Here is a 15,666-nt window from a genome sequence, read left to right on the forward strand (position 1 = left end):
GCCACCCGGCTGGGTCAACTGGCGAGCGCTCCAATGGATTTGGGCCTACGGTGCGGTGCCAGGGGGTTGTCGAGCGAAAGGCTGTTGACGGCATGGCTGGGAAGTTCGAGCTGTACACGGACGAGAGCGGGATGCACCGGTTCCGGCTCAAGGCGAGCAACGGGTCCGTCGTGGTGACCAGTGACCCGCAGGAGAGCAAGGACGACTGCCTGAAGAGCATCGAGTCGATCCGCAAGCTCGCGCCGTACGCGGAGCTCAAGGAGACGGCCGGGTCCGCCTGAGGCGGCGGCGGGGTCCGCGGCTGACCACGGAGGGCCGGCCGAGGGACCACGGTAGGACGACCCGCGGGTCGGCGGTGCAAATCGCCGACCCGCGTTCGCTTGTACGACAGATCCCTTTGGCCGGGTGCACGCCGTGCGCGGACACAACACAGGCATGCGCGTCGCCATCGTCACCGAATCCTTCCCTCCCGAGGTCAACGGAGTCGCCCACAGCGTGCTGCGGACGGCCGAGCACCTGCTCCGCCGGGGCCACCGGCCCCTCGTCGTCACCCCCGCACCGGCTCGGGGCGCCCAGTGCCCGCCGCAGACCTTCGGCTCCGGCGCCGACGCGGAGCGGATCCCCGTCGTGCGGATCCCGTCGGTGCCGCTGCCCGGGTACCCGCAGGTGCGGATCGCCCTGCCGAGCCGGCAGCTGGCCGCCGCCCTGGCCGGGCACCGGCCCGACATCGTCCACCTGGCCAGCCCGTTCGTGCTGGGCGCGCGCGGCATGCAGGTCGCGGCCCGGCTCGGCGTACCCGCCGTCGCCGTCTACCAGACCGACCTCGCCGGGTACGCCCACGCCTACCGGGCCGGGCGCGGGCTCGGCGAGGCCGCCGCCTGGCGACGCATCCGGGCCGTGCACCGGGCCGCCGCCCGCACGCTGGCGCCGTCCACCCCCGCCGCCCAGGACCTCACCGCGCACGGGGTGCCCCGGGTCCAGCTGTGGCCGCGCGGCGTGGACTCGGCGCGCTTCCACCCCCGGCACCGGGACGAGGCGCTGCACCGGGCCCTCGCCCCCGGCGGGGAGGTGCTGGTCGGGTACGTCGGGCGGCTCGCGCCCGAGAAGCGGGTCGACCTGCTGGCCGCCGCGTCCGCCCTGCCCGGGGTGCGGGTGGTGGTGGTCGGGGACGGCCCCTCGGCGCCCGGCCTCAGGGCCGCCATGCCCGGCGCGGTGTTCCTCGGGCGCCGCACCGGCGAGGAACTCGCGCGATGTTTCGCCACCCTCGACGTGTTCGTCCACACCGGGCCGCTGGAGACCTTCTGCCAGACCATCCAGGAGGCGATGGCCAGCGGTGTCCCCGTGATCGGCCCGGCCGCCGGTGGCCCGCTCGACCTCGTGGCCCATCACCGGACCGGACTGCTGGTGCCGCCCCGCGACGGCGCGGCGGTCGCCCGGGCCGTCGCCGAACTGGCCGCCGACCCGGCCCGGCGGGCCGCGTACGGGCAGGCCGGGCGGGCCGAGGTGACCGCCCGGACCTGGGAGGCGGTCGGGGACCTGCTGCTGCGGCACTACGCCGAGGTGCTGGCGGAGCACCGGGGGGTGGGGGTGGCTCCTTCGCCTTCGCCTGCGGGAATCGGAGTCGGGGCCGGGGCCGGCGGCGGGGTCGGCGGCGGAGGCGGAGCCGGGGCCGAGGCCGAGGCCGAGGTCGGGCCCGGGTCGCTGGGGACACCGGCCGGGACGGTGGTGCCGGTCCTGCCGGAGGAGCTGCCCGCATGACTCCGCCGCCCCGCGGCGGGCCGCTGACCATCGTGCGGCTCGCCAACTTCGTCACCCCGGTCTCCGGCGGCCTGCGCACCGCGCTGCGCCACCTGGGCGCCGGGTACCGGGCCGCCGGACACCGGCCCGTACTGATCGTGCCCGGCGAACGGCGCACCGAGGAGGACACCGAACAGGGCCTGGTGATCACCCTGCCCGGCCCGGTGCTGCCCGCCAGCGGCGGCTACCGGCTGCTCGCCGACCGACGGGCGGTCGCCGCCGAACTGACCCGCCTCGGCCCCGACCGACTGGAGGTCTCCGACCGCACCACCCTGCGCTGGACCGGCGCCTGGGCCCGTCGGCACGGGGTCCGCTCGGTGATGGTCTCGCACGAGAGCGCCACCGGGGTGCTGCGGACCTGGGGCCTGCCCGGTCCGCTCGCCGCGGCGGCCGCCGACCGGCTCAACGCGGCCACCGCCCGCGGCTACGACTCGGTGCTGTGCACCACCGACTGGGCGGCGGCGGAGTTCCGCCGGATCGGCGTGCCCAACCTGGTCCGGGCCCCGCTCGGGGTCGACCTGGCGGCGATGCGCCCGCTGCCGACGGCCGTACGGGTGGTGGAACGGGCCCGGTACGCGGCGCCCGAGGACGTCCTGCTGGTGCTCTGCTCCCGGCTCTCCGCCGAGAAGCGCCCCGAACGCGCCGTCGAGGCACTGGCCCGGCTGCGGGCGCGTGGGCTCCCCGCCGTCCTGGTGGTGGCCGGGACCGGACCGCTGCGGCCACGGCTCGCCGCCCGGGCCGCCCGACTGCGGCTGCCCGTACGCTTCCTCGGGCACCTGAACGGGCGGGCCGAGCTGGCCGCGCTGCTGGGCAGCGCGGACGTGGTGCTGGCCCCCGGACCGGTGGAGACCTTCGGGCTGGCCGCGCTGGAGGCCCTGGCCTGCGGCACTCCGGTCGCGGTCAGCCGCTCCTCCGCCCTGCCCGGCCTGATCGGGCTCGCCGGGGCGGCCGCCGCCGACACCGGGGCCGGATTCGCCGCCGCCGTCGCGGAGTTGCTCCGCCGCCCGGAGCAGGCCCGGCGGGCCGCCGCCCGGGCCCAGGCCGAACGGTACGGCTGGCCGGCCGCGGTGGCCGCCTTCCTGACCGCGCACGGGGTCCGCAACTCCGATGCCACGGAGAGGAGTTGGGATGAGCGTGCTCGACGCGGGGCCTGACCGGACCGCCGACGACCGGCCCACGGCAGGCGAACTGCTGCGCTTCGTCGCACTCGGCGACTCGCTCACGGAGGGCGTCGGGGACCAGGTCGGCGAACAGTGGCGCGGCTGGGCCGCCGTCCTCGCCCGGTCACTGGCACCCGAGGGGCAGGACGTCGAGTTCACCAACCTGGCGTACAGCGGCGCGCTGACCAAGGATCTGACGGTCCGTCAATTACCCTTTGCACTCGCCTTGCGGCCCCAACTGGCGGCCGTCCTGGTCGGCGGCAACGACACCCTACGGGCCGGCTTCGACATCCACCGCACCACCCGGGAGCTCGACGCCACCCTCGGCGAACTCTCCGGCCACGGCGCCGTACTGCTCACCGCCTGCCTGCCCGACCCCGGCACCCTCCTCCGGCTCCCCGCCCCGCTCGCCCGACCGCTGGCCCGGCGGATGCGCGCCGTCAACACCGTCGTCCACGCCCTCACCGCCAGGCACCGGGCCGTCCACCTGCACATCGCCGAACTGCCCTGGTGCGAGCAACGCGGCCTGCTCAGCGTCGACCGCCTCCACCCCAGTGCCGAAGGACACCACCTGATCGCCCGCCGCTTCCACGAACTGCTCCACACCCGGGGCCACCCGCTCGGCCCACCACCCGCCGCCGAACCCGCCGAACCCCCGCCCGGCCTCGCCGCCGACCTGTGGTGGATGGCCACCCGCGGCACCCGCTGGCTCGCCGCCCGCAGCACCGACCTCCTCCCGGGACTGCTCGCCCTCGCGGCGGTCGAAGGCGCCGCCCGCCTCCGCGGATCGAGCGCCCGCCACGACGAACAGATGGCCCGGGCGGCGGCCCAGGCCCTGGCCTCGCTGGGGTGACCGTCCAGCGGGCGGGGTGTGGTGGGGTGGCTGGTCGGAGTCCGGGGCGCGGGAGTGCTGATGCCGGGCGGGACACGGGGTTGGGTGGCTGCTCGCCGGTGCGGCCCCGACGGGGGGTGTGTCACTCCTGGGTGGTGATCGAGGTGGGGGGTGGGTGGGAACCATCGGGCGCGTGGGGATGTCGTCCCCCGGGAGACGAGCGGGTGAAGGGAGTCGGGGTGGAGGGTGTCGGGGTGGAGGCGTCGGGTGTGACGGGGCGGGAGGCGATGGCGGCGGCCGGGGTGCTGTTCCCGGACGGGCGGGGGCGGGTGCTGGTGGTGCGGCTGCCGTACGACCGGAAGCATCCGGTGGCGATCCCGGGTGGCGGGTGGGAGCCCGCGGACCGGTCGCCGCGGGAGACGGCCGTGCGGGAGATCGCCGAGGAACTGGGGTTCACGCCCCGACTGGGACCGTTGGCGTGCGTCGACTGGGCGATGTCCCCGAGTCGGCCGCCCATCGTGGCGTACCTGTACTGGGCCGAGGCCTTGACACCGAATCAGGTGTCGGCGATCCGGCCGGACGCGGCGGAGGTCGGCGGTTGGGTCTGGCTGACGGCGGAGGAGGCCGGGCACGCCCTGCCGCCGCGGCTGTCCCGCCGGGTGGCGGCCTGCCTGCGGGCGCCGCGGGAGGCCGGGCCGCTGGAGCTGGAGGACAGCCGGCCGGTGGGGCACACCCTGGGGGTGCTGCCCGCCGAGGGGCCCGTACCGGAGTACACCGGGCTGGCCGCCGCGCCGGGGCTGGTACCGGGCGCGGGGCAGCCGTCGGAGTCGGCGGGGCCGCCGGAGTCACCTGAATCGCCGGAGCCGCCGGAACCGCCGATGGACCGGGACACCTACTACGCCACCCGGCCCCGGATCCGGGCGAAGGCGCGGGCACTGTTCACGGACGGCGACGGGCGGGTGCTGCTGGTGCGGCTGCGGCCGTGGGACGGGCCGCGCGGGATGGTGCCGTACTGGACGCTGCCGGGTGGCGGGGTGGAGGCGGACCGGGAGACGCCCCGCACGGCGGCGGAGCGGGAGATCCGCGAGGAACTGGGCTGGGAGGTCGAGCCCGGGCGGCTGCTGGCGTTGGACTGGCAGCCGGGGACGACGGCCGATCCCGGCGCCGATCCGGCGACCGGCCTGGACACCGCCGTGCTGGTGTACGTCTACGACGGCGGAGCGGTGACGGAGGAACTGCTCGGCACGATCGCACTCCAGGAGCAGGAGCTGGTGGAGTGGCGGCTGTGCGACCCGGCCGAGGCGCGGACGCTGCTCTCCGGACCGTCCTGGGACCGGGTGGCCGCCGCCCTCGCCGCCCGGGAGCGGGCGGGCGGGCCGGTCGAGCTGGTGCGCGGGCGGCCGGTCGGTCCCGTGGTTGGGAACGCGTCGGCGGGTGAAGACTGGGAGCATGCAGAACACGATCACTGAGGTGCTGGCCGGCCGGACGGTCGAGGCGGTCAGCGGAGGCGACCGGCTGGACCTGCGGCTCGACGGGCCGGTGACCGTACGGGTGGTGCACGAGTTCCGCTTCGCGGCGCCGTCCTTCACCAGGCCGGAGGAGGTCGGGCACTTCTTCCCCGAGCTCACCTTCCGGCCGACGCCCACCCTGCAGGCCCTGGTCGGCCGGACCGTCGGCACCGCCCGGATCACCCTGGCCGGCGGCCTGGAACTGGGCTTCACGGAGGGCGGTGAGCTGTCCGTCCCGCCGCACGCGGTGCTCGCGCCGTGGAGCGTGCTGACCGCCGAGGGGGCGGTCTGCGCGGGGCTGGCCGGCGGGGAGGTCCAGTGGGCTGAGCAGGATGAAGCGGGGCCCGGCGAAGTGTGAGCCGGACGGGGCGGGGCCCGGCGGGGTGTGAGCCGCCGCCGGGGCCGTGCCGGTGCCGTGCCGGTGCCCGGTCAGACCTCCAGGTCGGCCTCGATCCTGACCAACTGGTGGCGGGCCATCGCCAGGTTGGCGCGGCTCCTGTCCAGCGCCAGGTAGAGGAACAGGCCCTTGCCGGTGCGACCGGTGAGCGGGCGGATCAGGTGGTACTGGCTGCTCAGCGTGATGAGGATGTCCTCGATGCCGTCCTGGAGGCCGAGCATGTCCATGGTGCGCATCTTGGCGCGCACCACGTCGGTGTTCCCGGCCGCGGCGACGTTGAGGTCCAGGCCGCCGGGGCCGTCGAGGGTGGCGAGCGCCATGCCGCTGTTGTAGTCCACCAGGGCCGCGCCGATGGCGCCCTCGATGACGGTCATGGCCTGCTTGAGCGCGCCGGCTGCGTCGGTCATTCTGATCAACTCCTGTGGGTCGGTGAGTCGGTGGGTCGGTGGGTAGGTCGGTTGGCTGGTACAGGGGTGGGCGAGGGTCCGGTCCGGTCCGGGACCGGACGGGACGGTCCGGGACAGCTCAGAGCGCGTCGCGCGGATCCTTCGGCACCAGGGCGTCGTTGAGCAGTTCGGCGATGTGCCGGGCGCTGCGGCGGGCCTCCAGGTGGAGCCGGCCGACGTTGACGTCCGGAAGTGCCAGCAGGGTCAGCACGCAGCTGCCGCCGGCCGCGTAGGTGGCGACGTAGCCGTGCTCACCGCGCACCACGGACTCGCGGAACTCCCCCTGCCCGGTGGTGTCGGCGAGCCGCTGGGCGAGCGAGAGCGAGGCCGCCGTCATCGCGGCCAGGCCCGAGGGTTCGGTCCCGTGGGTGTCGTGCGCGACCAACAGGCCGTCCACGCTGGCCACCAGCCCGCCCGCGAGGTGCGGGACGCGACGTTTGACGGCGCGGAGTTCGGCGAGCAGCTCGGTCTCCAAGGCGATCAGTTGTCTCCTTCCGACACGCTGCTTGAGTGCCCGCCTCATGGCCGGTACGGCGGGGTCGCGGGCGGGGAGTGACTCAAAGTCGGGCCTCCAGAAGGTCTCGGACCCGGGTCAGCAGCGCGATGTCCGGGTCGGGGACGGTCAGCGGGTGGGCCGCTGCCGTGGTGGGCGGTCGGTCGGAGCGCGTGGGGGCGGGGGCTACGGGGACGGTGGGGACTGCGGGGACCGCGAGGTCTCCGGCGGCTACGGGGCCGGGGCCCGGGAGGCCGCGGAGGGTGGCGCCGGGGACCCTGCGGTGCAGGCCGCCGCCAGGTCTGGCGGGCACGGCGGCCGACGGGCCCGGTTCGGCGGCCGGTCGGGCGGGTTCGGCGGCCGACGGGACGGGTTCGGCGATCGGAGCGGCGTGCCGAGGGGTGTCGAGCAGTCCGGCGGCGGCCAGGCGGCGGATGTCCGCCGTCACGCCGAAGCCGGAGCGGCCGAGCAGCCGGGCCAGGTCCGCCGGGGTTCTTCGGCCGTCGGCGTGGTCCAGCAGTTCGCGCCGCCGACGCCCGGGCGGGCGGTGGGAGGGGCGCCTGCCGTGCTCGACCGGCCGTACCGGCGCGGTGTCGAGCTGCGGCCAGGGCCAGATCCGGTCGAGGAGTTGGCGCCGGCGCTCGACCTCGCGGCCGAGCCGCGCCGGGTCGACCGGCGTTACCGTGCCCAGCCAGTGCCGGGCCTCGGACTCGAACCACCAGGTGCCGCCGGTCCGGTCGGCGAGGACGAAGTAGGCGGCGTCGAACAGCGTTCCCAGCTGGCCGAGTTCGAGTTCACCGCGGGTGAGCAGCTGCCGGTCGACCAGCGCCTCGCCGACCCGCCCGTGCGGGCCGTGGCGGTGCAGGAGGTCGGCCCACGCCTCGGGGGTGAGCCGACCGCAGCCGGTGAGCAGGTCGGCCAGGCCGGGCGCGCGGGGGGACTCCGCCGCGGTCACCTGCCCGTCGACCAGCCACAGGATGCCGAGCGGGCCGCGCAGGGCCCCGGTGGCACGGCGGGCGGCGAGCAGGGCGACGGCCTCGCCCGGGGACCTCGGCGCGGTGGGCTGGACGTGGTGGTCGGCGGGTTCCGCCAGGGGCGGCGCGGCGGTCACGCGGGCCACCGCCGGAGGGCTGGCCGGAATGCGACGCTCGGTGCTGGCCCCGTGTTCACCCCAGCACCAGGTCCTCGACGAGGGCCTGGAGGCGGAACCGGGCGACGGCGAGATTGCCCGACTCGCGGTCGAGCCAGAGGTGCAGGACGAGCCGGCTGTCGAAGGCGGTGTCGATGAAGCGGATCAGATGGTAGCTGCGGCCCGCGGTGACGATGATGTCCTCCAACGGCGAGCGCCGGTCCTCCGCCGCGGTGAAGGTCTGGCTCTCAACAGCCGCGCGCACCAGGTCGGTTGCCTCGGCGGCGGCGGTCTCGTGTTCGCCGACCGGGCTTTCGCCCAGGCTGCCGAGGGCGAGTCCGCTGCTCCAGTCGACCAGGCTCGCCGAGCGGGCTCCGGCGATCGCCATCGCTCCGGAGAGACATTCGTCGATACCCGGCACACCGGCTCCTTCGAGGGGGGTCTGGGTGGCCGGGCGCAGCGCAGATCCGGCCGGATCGCCACCAGCAGTGGCAGGTTCGACACGGAAGGCTACTGCCGGATTCCATCTGACGAACATTCCAATGGCATATTCACACCAGCTACGGCGACTTCCGGCCAAGGTGCGACGATGTGCCGCCCCTACCGGAGCGGCAAAACCGCTGGCCGGTCAGCCGCCACGGACCGCCACTCGTCGACCACCTGGCACGGGACCTTGACCGATACCGGATCGGGGCCCGGAGTTTCGAAAGCGAAAGTGCGATAAGAGGCCTCGGCGCACGCCGGCGCCGAGGGCGGGGTACGGCCGGGCGGGGTGCGGGCGAGCGGGGCGCAGCCGGACATGACGAAGGGGCCCGTTCCTTGACGGAACGGGCCCCTTCGGATGGAGCGCCAGGCCCGGGTCGCACGGACTCTTCCTACTGAAAGTAGGACGTGCTCTGGTAGCACCGCTGACGCATGTTCGAGGGTTCCTGGGATCCTCCGCTTCGGAAGATCATTTCCCCTCGACGAGAAGAACAGTAGCAGGTCAGCAGGGCTGGTCAGAAATCCGCCCGGACGCCCGGACAACGGTGGGGCGGGCGCCGGGGCGCAGCGGGTCAGAGCTGACCGACGGCCTCGGCGAGCAGTCGGTACGAGTCGAGCAGGGCGGTCCGGTCGTAGGTACTGGTGGCGACCAGGACCTCGTCCGCACCGGTGCGCGCCACCAGGGCGGACAGCTCGGCGGCCGCCTGCTCCGGGGTGCCCGCGATGTGGCCCTTGAGCGACTGCTCGAAGGCCGCCCGTTCGCGCGGGCTCATCGTGCGCGCCCGGATCTCGGCGGCCGGGGCCAGCGGCGGGAACTCCCCGTGGGTGCGGGAGTAGGCGCCGGCCCAGGCCTCCGGGAGGAGGAGGTCACGGGCCTGCTCCTCGGTCTCGGCCACCGCGACCGTGCCCGAGACCACCACATACGGTTCGGCGGACTGCGCGGAGGGGCGGAAGCGGCTGCGGTAACCGTCGAGGGCGGCGAGCATCCGCTCCTCCCCGCGTGCGGCGGCGATGACCAGCGGCAGCCCGGCCTCGGCGGCCAGCTCGGCGCCCGCGCCGGTGGCCAGTACGAAGGCCGGCACGTGCAGGCCCTCGGCCGGGCGGGCGTGAACGCCGCGGTGCACCTGCTGGGTGCCGTCGAAGTACCCGAGCAGCTCGGTCAGCTGGCCGCCGAAGTCGTCGGCCGCGTCCTTCTCCCGCCCGAGCGCCCGCCGGACGCCGTCGGTGAAGCCCACCGAGCGGCCGAGCCCCATGTCGATCCGGCCCGGGAACAGCGCCGCCAGCACCCCGAACTGCTCGGCCACCACCATGGGCTGGTGATTGGGCAGCATCACCCCGCCGGTGCCGACCCGGATCCGGCTGGTGGCCGCCGCGACCGCCGCCGCGAGGACCGTGGGCGCCGACCCGGCCACCCCGGGCACGCCGTGGTGCTCGGAGACCCAGAAGCGGTGGTAGCCCAGCCGCTCGATCTCACGGGCGAAGGCCACGGTGTCGCGCAGTGCCTGCGCCGGCTCCTCGCCCTGCCTGGTCCGGGAGCGGTCGAGGACGGAGAGCCTGGTCGCGGGCGTAGCGCTGGTCACGTGGGTGGACAACGCCCACCCGCCGTACGGGCATTCCCCGGGCCGGTGTGCCCGGGCGCGCCGTCACCGGCCCTCGGAGCCCGGGCCGGGCGCGGCCGCGCCCGAGGCGCCGGGTATTCGGCCCGGACGCGCGCCCGCGGCCTTGCGGCGGCCCCAGGGCTTGTACACCGAGAGGATCACGTTGAACAGGTAGAGCGCCAGGGCCACCGCCGGGACGATCACCGCGTTGTAGCGGACGAATCCGAGCTCCGCCACCGGGACGGGGCCGGTCGGGTGGGCGTCCGCCACCCGGACCGCGTCGTGCAGCCGGGCGGTGAGGGCGAAGACCGAGGCCACCATCGCACCGAGCGTCAGCCAGAACTTGGTACTCACCCAGTAGTACCGGAACAGGCCCCAGGACGTGCCGAGCCCCAGCGCCACCCCGCTCAGGAAGGTGAGCAGGCTCAGCGGCAGGACGAGCGCGTCGCCGAGCAGGCCCATCGCCCGGTAGGCCGTTCTCAGCCGGTCGGCGTCGTCGGTGGTGAGAGCCGTCACCGCCAGGGTGAGCAGGCAGAGCATCAGGGCCAGCCAGCTCACCGAGACGACGACGTGCAGCACCACCAGGCGCTTGCGCGCTCCCGGCGACAGTCGGCGGCCCGCTGACCGCCGCCCCGCGCCGGGGGCCGCGACGGCTTCGGTGGACGGGGGCACGGGTACCTCCTTCGAGTCTGGGTCACGATGACGCGCCCAGACTCCCCCGCCCGCCCCTCATCGGGCATCTGACGGCGGAAGTAACCTCGGCTACTCCCTGGCGAGTACGTGCCCCGGCGTCGCCGCGGCCGACCGCCTCCCCGGGGAGTACCCACGCCGACCCCGACGACCCGTCGGCCGGCAGCCCCTCGGCCCGGCAGCCCGTCAGCCCGTCAGTCCGTCACCGCGAACCCCCGCGCCGCACCGAGCCGGTGCAGCGAGTCCCGCCCAGGGATCCCGTCCGCTGCGCCCGCCGAGTACCCGCAGCGACGCTGCCAGCCCGCGTACGCCGTCACCGTGAGGCTGCCGTACGACCCGTCCACCCAGCGCTGTTCGAGCAACCCCTCGTCCGCCAGCGCCTGTTCGACGATCGCCACCTCCGCCCCGTACGTCCGGTGCCCCTGCTCCGCCCCCGGGTCGCTGCGCGCCGCCGCGACGACGTGGGCGAGCGAGACGGTCCGCGGGCCGGGCAGGTAGCCGAGCAGCCGGCGCAGCGAGGCCTCGCCCGGGACGCCGTCCGCCGCCTGCCCGGAGTACCCCAGGCTCGCCTGGTAGTCGGCGTAGTTCTCGGTGTCGGCGTCCGTCCAGTTCGGTCCGGGCCCGGAGTGGTAGTGGGTGCCGAAGCCGGCCGCGACCAGCGCCCGTCCGACGGTGGTCACCTGGTAGCCCTGGGCGCCGTAGCCGTACGCCAGGCCGTTGACGGTGACCTGGTACCGGGCGGGGGTCGGGTCGGCGGGCGGGACGGGGTGCTGCTGGGAGGGCGGGCCGGTGGGCGAGCCGGGGCCGGCGGTGAAGGCGGGCCAGGAGCCGGGGTCGACGTGGTCGTTGTACGGCACGTGGGCGTGCGCGTACCAGCCGCCCGCGGTCTCCCAGACCCGCTCGTCGCGGTGCTCGGTGAAGTCGGTCGGCCGCCCCATCGGCCAGACGTCGGGCACGCCCCAGGAGGAGATCCAGGCGTGGATCCGGTCCCAGCCCGCGCACGGGGTGTCGACCAGCCGGGGGTAGACGGTGCCCTGGTAGCGGCAGTAGGGGAAGAACACCGCCTCGATCTGGATCACGACCAGCCCGGCCCGGTTGGTGCGGGTGGGGCTCCGGTCGGGGCTGAGCAGGCTCTTGGAGCGGGAGTCGGCGGGGAAGAGCTGGGCCGTGCGGCCGCTGAACGGGTCCCAGACCAGGTGCGGGGCGTTGCCGGCACCGGCGCCGGTGAAGTACCCGACGAGGTCCTCGTAGGAGCACCAGTCCTGCGGCGCCGCGGCGGTGGCGTTGCGGTCCCAGGTGATGTGCGCGATGGCCTTCGGGGGGTACTGGTGGTCGGTCGGCGCGTGGTCGCCGAGGTCGTGGATCTCGGCACCGGGCAGCCACTGTTCGGGCATGCTGGCTCCTCCGAACGGCGTAATGACGTCATTGCCGGTATCGGCAGGTACCGGTCACGAATTGACCCTAGCGGCGGAATCGACGGGCTTGAACCGCCCGATGCCGCACGGCCGTTCGGATCAACGAGGGGAATTCGTCCGCACGTGCGGACCCGGCGGCGACAGGGCGCGCCGCCGGGTCCGTACTCCGCCCTGTCCGGAAGCGGGTCCGGGCTCGGTCCACACGGCCCCGAAGGGCCCCCGGAATCGCCGGGCGGGGGCGCATTCCACCCCGCCGCAGCCCCGCTGTCAATCGTTGACTTGGGAAGTGGTCTAGTCCACGGTGGTGCGCTCCAAGCCCTCACGGCGCCACTGCCGCAACCGTTCTGACGAACCGACGGAGAACCACCGCCATGCAGAGAGTCTGCCTCGCCCTGCCCACCATGCGTTCCTGCCCCGAGACCATCGCGGAACTCGCCGAGGAGGCGGCCTACGCCGTCGCGAACTTCGGGGCCGAGGTGCACCTGCTCATCCTCGACACCACCGACGCCGCCACCTTCGCGCAGAACGCGGGCGCCGTGGCCGCGCTGGAGCCGACCCCCGGCGTGGTCGTCCACCACCTGGGCGAGGCGCGGCAGCGGGAGTTCCTGCGCCGGGTGGCCGAGCGCTCCGGCGCCGCCGACCCCGACCTGCTGCTCGACCTGATGCTCCCGCCGGCCGTCGCGTACGGCTCCTGCGTCAACCGGCTCTTCCTGGGCGCGGCCGCCCTCGGCTGCACCTCGGCGCACCTGCGCAACGACGACGCCGACTTCCAGGTCGTCGACGGCCGGAAGGTCTTCCCGATCCACCACGAGCTGCTCTCGATCGGCCGACCGGCCGGCGAGGCGGTGGCCGGGGTGACCCGCTCCGAACTCGACCCGGCCGACGCGGACAAGCCGGTGATGCTGGTCAGCGGCTCCTTCATCGGCGAACTCAACGTGGACATCAGCGAGATCCACGAGCTGGACCCGGCCGTCTACCGCGACGTGGTGCGCCTGTGGACCCCGCCGGTGTGGCCGGAGGAGGAGCGGGACGCGATGGTCGACGTCTCGTTCAAGGGCGCCGGCTCGGAGCCGTTCACCACCGACGAGTCCGTCCTCGGCGTGCCCGACATCTGGGACGTCTACATGTGCAACATCGCCCTGGACCACCGGGCCTACGAGGTGCTGCCGCTGCTGCCCTCGATCGAGACCATCGGCAGCGACTACGCCCTGCTGCACGCCCTGGTCCACTCCCGGCTGCCCGGCGTCGTCCACAACCGGCACATCGTCAACTACTACACGCCCGAGCGCCGCACCGGCACCGGCTTCGTTAACTACCAGCTGCGGTTCGTCAAGTTCCTGCTCTCGATGCTGTACCTGTACCCGGTCTACGGCGGCATGATCGACCTGGGTCGCGAGCTGCTGGACGAGCGGCACGGGCTGCGGGTCGAGCCGATCGTCGACCTGGTGCGCGGCAGCGTCGACTGGGACCGGGCCGGGAACGAGCACTGCCTGGACGTCCTGGACCGCTCCTACCGCAAGCTGGGCGGCAAGTACGCCGAGCTGGCGGACGTGGTGGCCGCGCGGCGCGGGCAGCTCCTGGACGAGGCCCGGCAGGACGCCGAGCGCTGGGCGGTACTGGTCGAGGCCTGGGCACCGCTGGTGGCCGCCGCCCGCGCCCAGGGGCTGGACACCGGCCCGGAAGGCCCGGACGCCGGTGCGGAGGGGGCGGTCGCCGGTGCGGAGGGGACGGCCCGGTGAGCGGCGACCCGGTGAGCGAGGACCTCCGGATCCGGCCGCTGACCGACGGCGACTGGGACGCCGTGGTCGCGCTCGAACACGACGCCTACGCCGCCGACGGCCTGTCCGAGGGCCGGGAGGCGCTGCAGTCCCGGGCCCGCAGCTCACCGGACACCTGCTACGTGCTGGAGCAGCAGGGCGCCGTCCGCGGCTACCTGCTGAGCCTGCCGTACCCACCGCTGCGCTGCCCGGACCTCACCCAGCCGGAGCGGACCGCGTACGCCTCGGCCAACCTGCACGTGCACGACCTGGTGATCGCCGAGGACCTGCGCGGCCGGGAGGTCGCCCTGGGGTTCATGCGGCACTTCCGCGAACGGGCCGAGGAGCAGGGCTTCGAGCGGATCTCGATGGTCGCGGTGCGCGGCGCGGACATCCTGCTGCGGCTGCTCGGCTACCGGGCGCACCGGGAGGTCACGGTGCCGGAGTACTACGGGCGGCGGGCCGTCTACATGTCGGCACCCGTGATGTCGGCACCCGTGCGCTGACCCGGGCCCGACGCCCCGGCGGGCGGACGACGGCAGCCGGCCGGGCCCGCACGAAAACCGGCGGCGGACCCCGCCGGGCGGCGGGCAGAATGCGCGGATGCCCGCCCTGCTGCACGCCGTCGCCCGCAACCCCGCCCTGCCGCCCGAGCTGCTCGGGCGGATGATCGCCCGACTCACCGACACCGACGAGGAGTTGGCGTGCGCACTCGCGGAGCGGACGGACCTCGACCTGCGGCAGGTGCGGCTGCTGGCCGAACGGTTCGAGGACGCCGCCGTCCGGCTGGCCGAGCGCGGCCTGCTGCCCGTCGGGGACGTCGACCCGCTCGCCCGGCCGCGGGTCGCGCTCATCCTGCTGGACGAGGGACGCGGGGACCCGGCCTGGGCCCCGCTGTTCGCCCGCGACCCGGACGAGCCGGTGCGGGCACGGCTCGCCTCCGCGGTCGGACTGCCGGAGGAGGTCGCGGCACTCCTCGCGGCCGACGGATCCGACGACGTGGTGTCCGAACTCGCCCTCCACACGACCGGATCGGATCTGCTGGCGCGGCTGGCCGCGCACCCGGCGGCGCAGGTCCGACGCTCGGCCGCGGCCAACGAGGCCACGCCTGCGGAGTTGCTCACGGCCCTGCTGGACGATCCCGAGGTGACGGTCCGCGAACAGGCGGCAGCCAATCCGGCCACCCCGGGGGCGGCCGCCGCCCGGCTGGTGGCCGACCACATGCTGATCCGGCAGGCGCTCGCCACCCACCCCGGGCTACCCGCCGGGACGTACCACCGGCTGGCCGGGGACGAGATCCCCTGGGTCCGGTCCAACCTGGCCCGGAACCCGGGGATCGACGCGGCACTGATGAGCCGGCTGGCCGAGGACGACGGCCACGACGTCCGGCGCTTGCTCGCCCACCACCCCGCCGTCCCGTTCGACCTGCTCGCCCGGCTCGCGGCCGCCGTCCGGATCGGCCCGACCCTGCTCCCCCGGATCGCCGCCGCCGCTCCTGCCGAACTCCGTGCCCTCGCGGCCGCGCCCGAGCCCAGGGTCCGCATGCTGGTCGCCGAGCACCGGGCGCTGCCGACGGACCTCCGGGACCGACTCGCCGCGGACGCGGACGCGAGCGTGGTCAAGTCGGTGGCCCCGCATCCGGGCCTCGACGGTGTCCAACTCGCCACCGTGCTGGACCGGTTCGGTACGAAGGTGGCCACCGCCGTGGCCAGGAACCCGGGCGCCCCCACCGCGCTGTTGGACCGCATCGCCACCACCCCGCCCACCCCCGTCAAGGCCCTGCGCGCCATCGCTGCCCACCCGAACGCCTCCCCCGCCGCCCTGGCCGCCTGCCTGGCCTCTCCGGACCCCCGCACCGCCGAGGCCGCGGCGGCCAACCCCGCCCTGCCGGTGGCGGTGATGGCGAAGCTGGCCTACCCATGACGGGCGGGACCGGCGGGCCGCCGGGTTTCCGCCAGGTC

The 15,666-nt window shown here is 75.0% G+C and carries 16 protein-coding genes; 9 read left to right on the forward strand and 7 right to left on the reverse strand.

All coding sequences use genetic code 11. The annotated features are described in order from the left end of the window. Positions 1-92 precede the first annotated feature (92 nt). The 6 genes from ACZ4W5_RS19485 to ACZ4W5_RS19510 all read left to right on the forward strand — a co-directional run bounded on the left by ACZ4W5_RS19485 (position 93) and on the right by ACZ4W5_RS19510 (position 5,655). Positions 93-281 carry a YegP family protein gene (locus ACZ4W5_RS19485; RefSeq protein WP_360237125.1) on the forward strand — a complete coding sequence of 63 codons (189 nt, stop codon included), beginning with the start codon at positions 93-95 and terminating at the stop codon, positions 279-281. Positions 282-435: 154 nt separating this feature from the next. Beyond that, positions 436-1,758, forward strand: coding sequence for a glycosyltransferase family 4 protein (locus ACZ4W5_RS19490; RefSeq protein WP_465655751.1), 1,323 nt, complete (start codon positions 436-438; stop codon positions 1,756-1,758). Beyond that, complete coding sequence (locus tag ACZ4W5_RS19495; RefSeq protein WP_465655752.1) at positions 1,755-2,951, forward strand: glycosyltransferase; 1,197 nt, start codon at positions 1,755-1,757, stop codon at positions 2,949-2,951. Before ACZ4W5_RS19490 ends, ACZ4W5_RS19495 begins: the two co-directional genes overlap by 4 nt. Beyond that, positions 2,926-3,810, forward strand: coding sequence for an SGNH/GDSL hydrolase family protein (locus tag ACZ4W5_RS19500; protein WP_465655754.1), 885 nt, complete (start codon positions 2,926-2,928; stop codon positions 3,808-3,810). Before ACZ4W5_RS19495 ends, ACZ4W5_RS19500 begins: the two co-directional genes overlap by 26 nt. A gap of 218 nt (positions 3,811-4,028) precedes the next feature. Then, on the forward strand, positions 4,029-5,258 hold the full coding sequence (locus ACZ4W5_RS19505) for an NUDIX hydrolase (protein WP_465655755.1): 1,230 nt from the start codon (positions 4,029-4,031) through the stop codon (positions 5,256-5,258). Next, positions 5,239-5,655, forward strand: coding sequence for a DUF6188 family protein (locus tag ACZ4W5_RS19510; RefSeq protein ID WP_360237135.1), 417 nt, complete (start codon positions 5,239-5,241; stop codon positions 5,653-5,655). The genes ACZ4W5_RS19505 and ACZ4W5_RS19510 overlap by 20 nt, the downstream gene beginning before the upstream one ends. 71 nt (positions 5,656-5,726) lie before the next feature. On the opposite strand, the gene ACZ4W5_RS19515 is transcribed toward ACZ4W5_RS19510, so the two are convergent. From ACZ4W5_RS19515 to ACZ4W5_RS19545, 7 genes are all read right to left on the reverse strand, one after another. Beyond that, positions 5,727-6,101: a hypothetical protein gene (locus ACZ4W5_RS19515; protein WP_360237137.1), complete on the reverse strand. Its 375-nt coding sequence runs from the start codon at positions 6,099-6,101 to the stop codon at positions 5,727-5,729. 118 nt (positions 6,102-6,219) lie between these two features. Beyond that, complete coding sequence (locus ACZ4W5_RS19520) at positions 6,220-6,615, reverse strand: roadblock/LC7 domain-containing protein (protein ID WP_360237138.1); 396 nt, start codon at positions 6,613-6,615, stop codon at positions 6,220-6,222. Between the two features lie 82 nt (positions 6,616-6,697). Then, positions 6,698-7,744, reverse strand: coding sequence for a transcriptional regulator (locus ACZ4W5_RS19525; protein ID WP_465655758.1), 1,047 nt, complete (start codon positions 7,742-7,744; stop codon positions 6,698-6,700). Between the two features lie 55 nt (positions 7,745-7,799). Further along, positions 7,800-8,183, reverse strand: a complete 384-nt coding sequence (locus ACZ4W5_RS19530) for a hypothetical protein (RefSeq protein ID WP_360237141.1) — start codon at positions 8,181-8,183, stop codon at positions 7,800-7,802. Positions 8,184-8,817: 634 nt separating this feature from the next. Continuing rightward, positions 8,818-9,825 carry an MsnO8 family LLM class oxidoreductase gene (locus tag ACZ4W5_RS19535; RefSeq protein WP_465655759.1) on the reverse strand — a complete coding sequence of 336 codons (1,008 nt, stop codon included), beginning with the start codon at positions 9,823-9,825 and terminating at the stop codon, positions 8,818-8,820. Between the two features lie 63 nt (positions 9,826-9,888). Continuing rightward, positions 9,889-10,515, reverse strand: coding sequence for a DUF2269 domain-containing protein (locus tag ACZ4W5_RS19540; protein WP_465655761.1), 627 nt, complete (start codon positions 10,513-10,515; stop codon positions 9,889-9,891). A 212-nt stretch (positions 10,516-10,727) separates the two neighbouring features. Further along, positions 10,728-11,927 carry a peptidoglycan-binding protein gene (locus tag ACZ4W5_RS19545; protein ID WP_360237151.1) on the reverse strand — a complete coding sequence of 400 codons (1,200 nt, stop codon included), beginning with the start codon at positions 11,925-11,927 and terminating at the stop codon, positions 10,728-10,730. 392 nt (positions 11,928-12,319) lie between these two features. Between ACZ4W5_RS19545 and ACZ4W5_RS19550 the strand changes: the two genes are divergently transcribed. From ACZ4W5_RS19550 to ACZ4W5_RS19560, 3 genes are all read left to right on the forward strand, one after another. Beyond that, the gene (locus tag ACZ4W5_RS19550) at positions 12,320-13,687 is read left to right on the forward strand and encodes a DUF6271 family protein (RefSeq protein WP_465655763.1); all 1,368 of its coding nucleotides are present in this window, start codon (positions 12,320-12,322) and stop codon (positions 13,685-13,687) included. Further along, positions 13,684-14,211, forward strand: a complete 528-nt coding sequence (locus tag ACZ4W5_RS19555; protein ID WP_465655765.1) for a GNAT family N-acetyltransferase — start codon at positions 13,684-13,686, stop codon at positions 14,209-14,211. The genes ACZ4W5_RS19550 and ACZ4W5_RS19555 overlap by 4 nt, the downstream gene beginning before the upstream one ends. Before the next feature lie 97 nt (positions 14,212-14,308). Next, the gene (locus ACZ4W5_RS19560; protein WP_465655766.1) at positions 14,309-15,628 is read left to right on the forward strand and encodes a hypothetical protein; all 1,320 of its coding nucleotides are present in this window, start codon (positions 14,309-14,311) and stop codon (positions 15,626-15,628) included. Positions 15,629-15,666: the final 38 nt, after the last annotated feature.

This window comes from Kitasatospora sp. NPDC029367 (assembly GCF_055569135.1).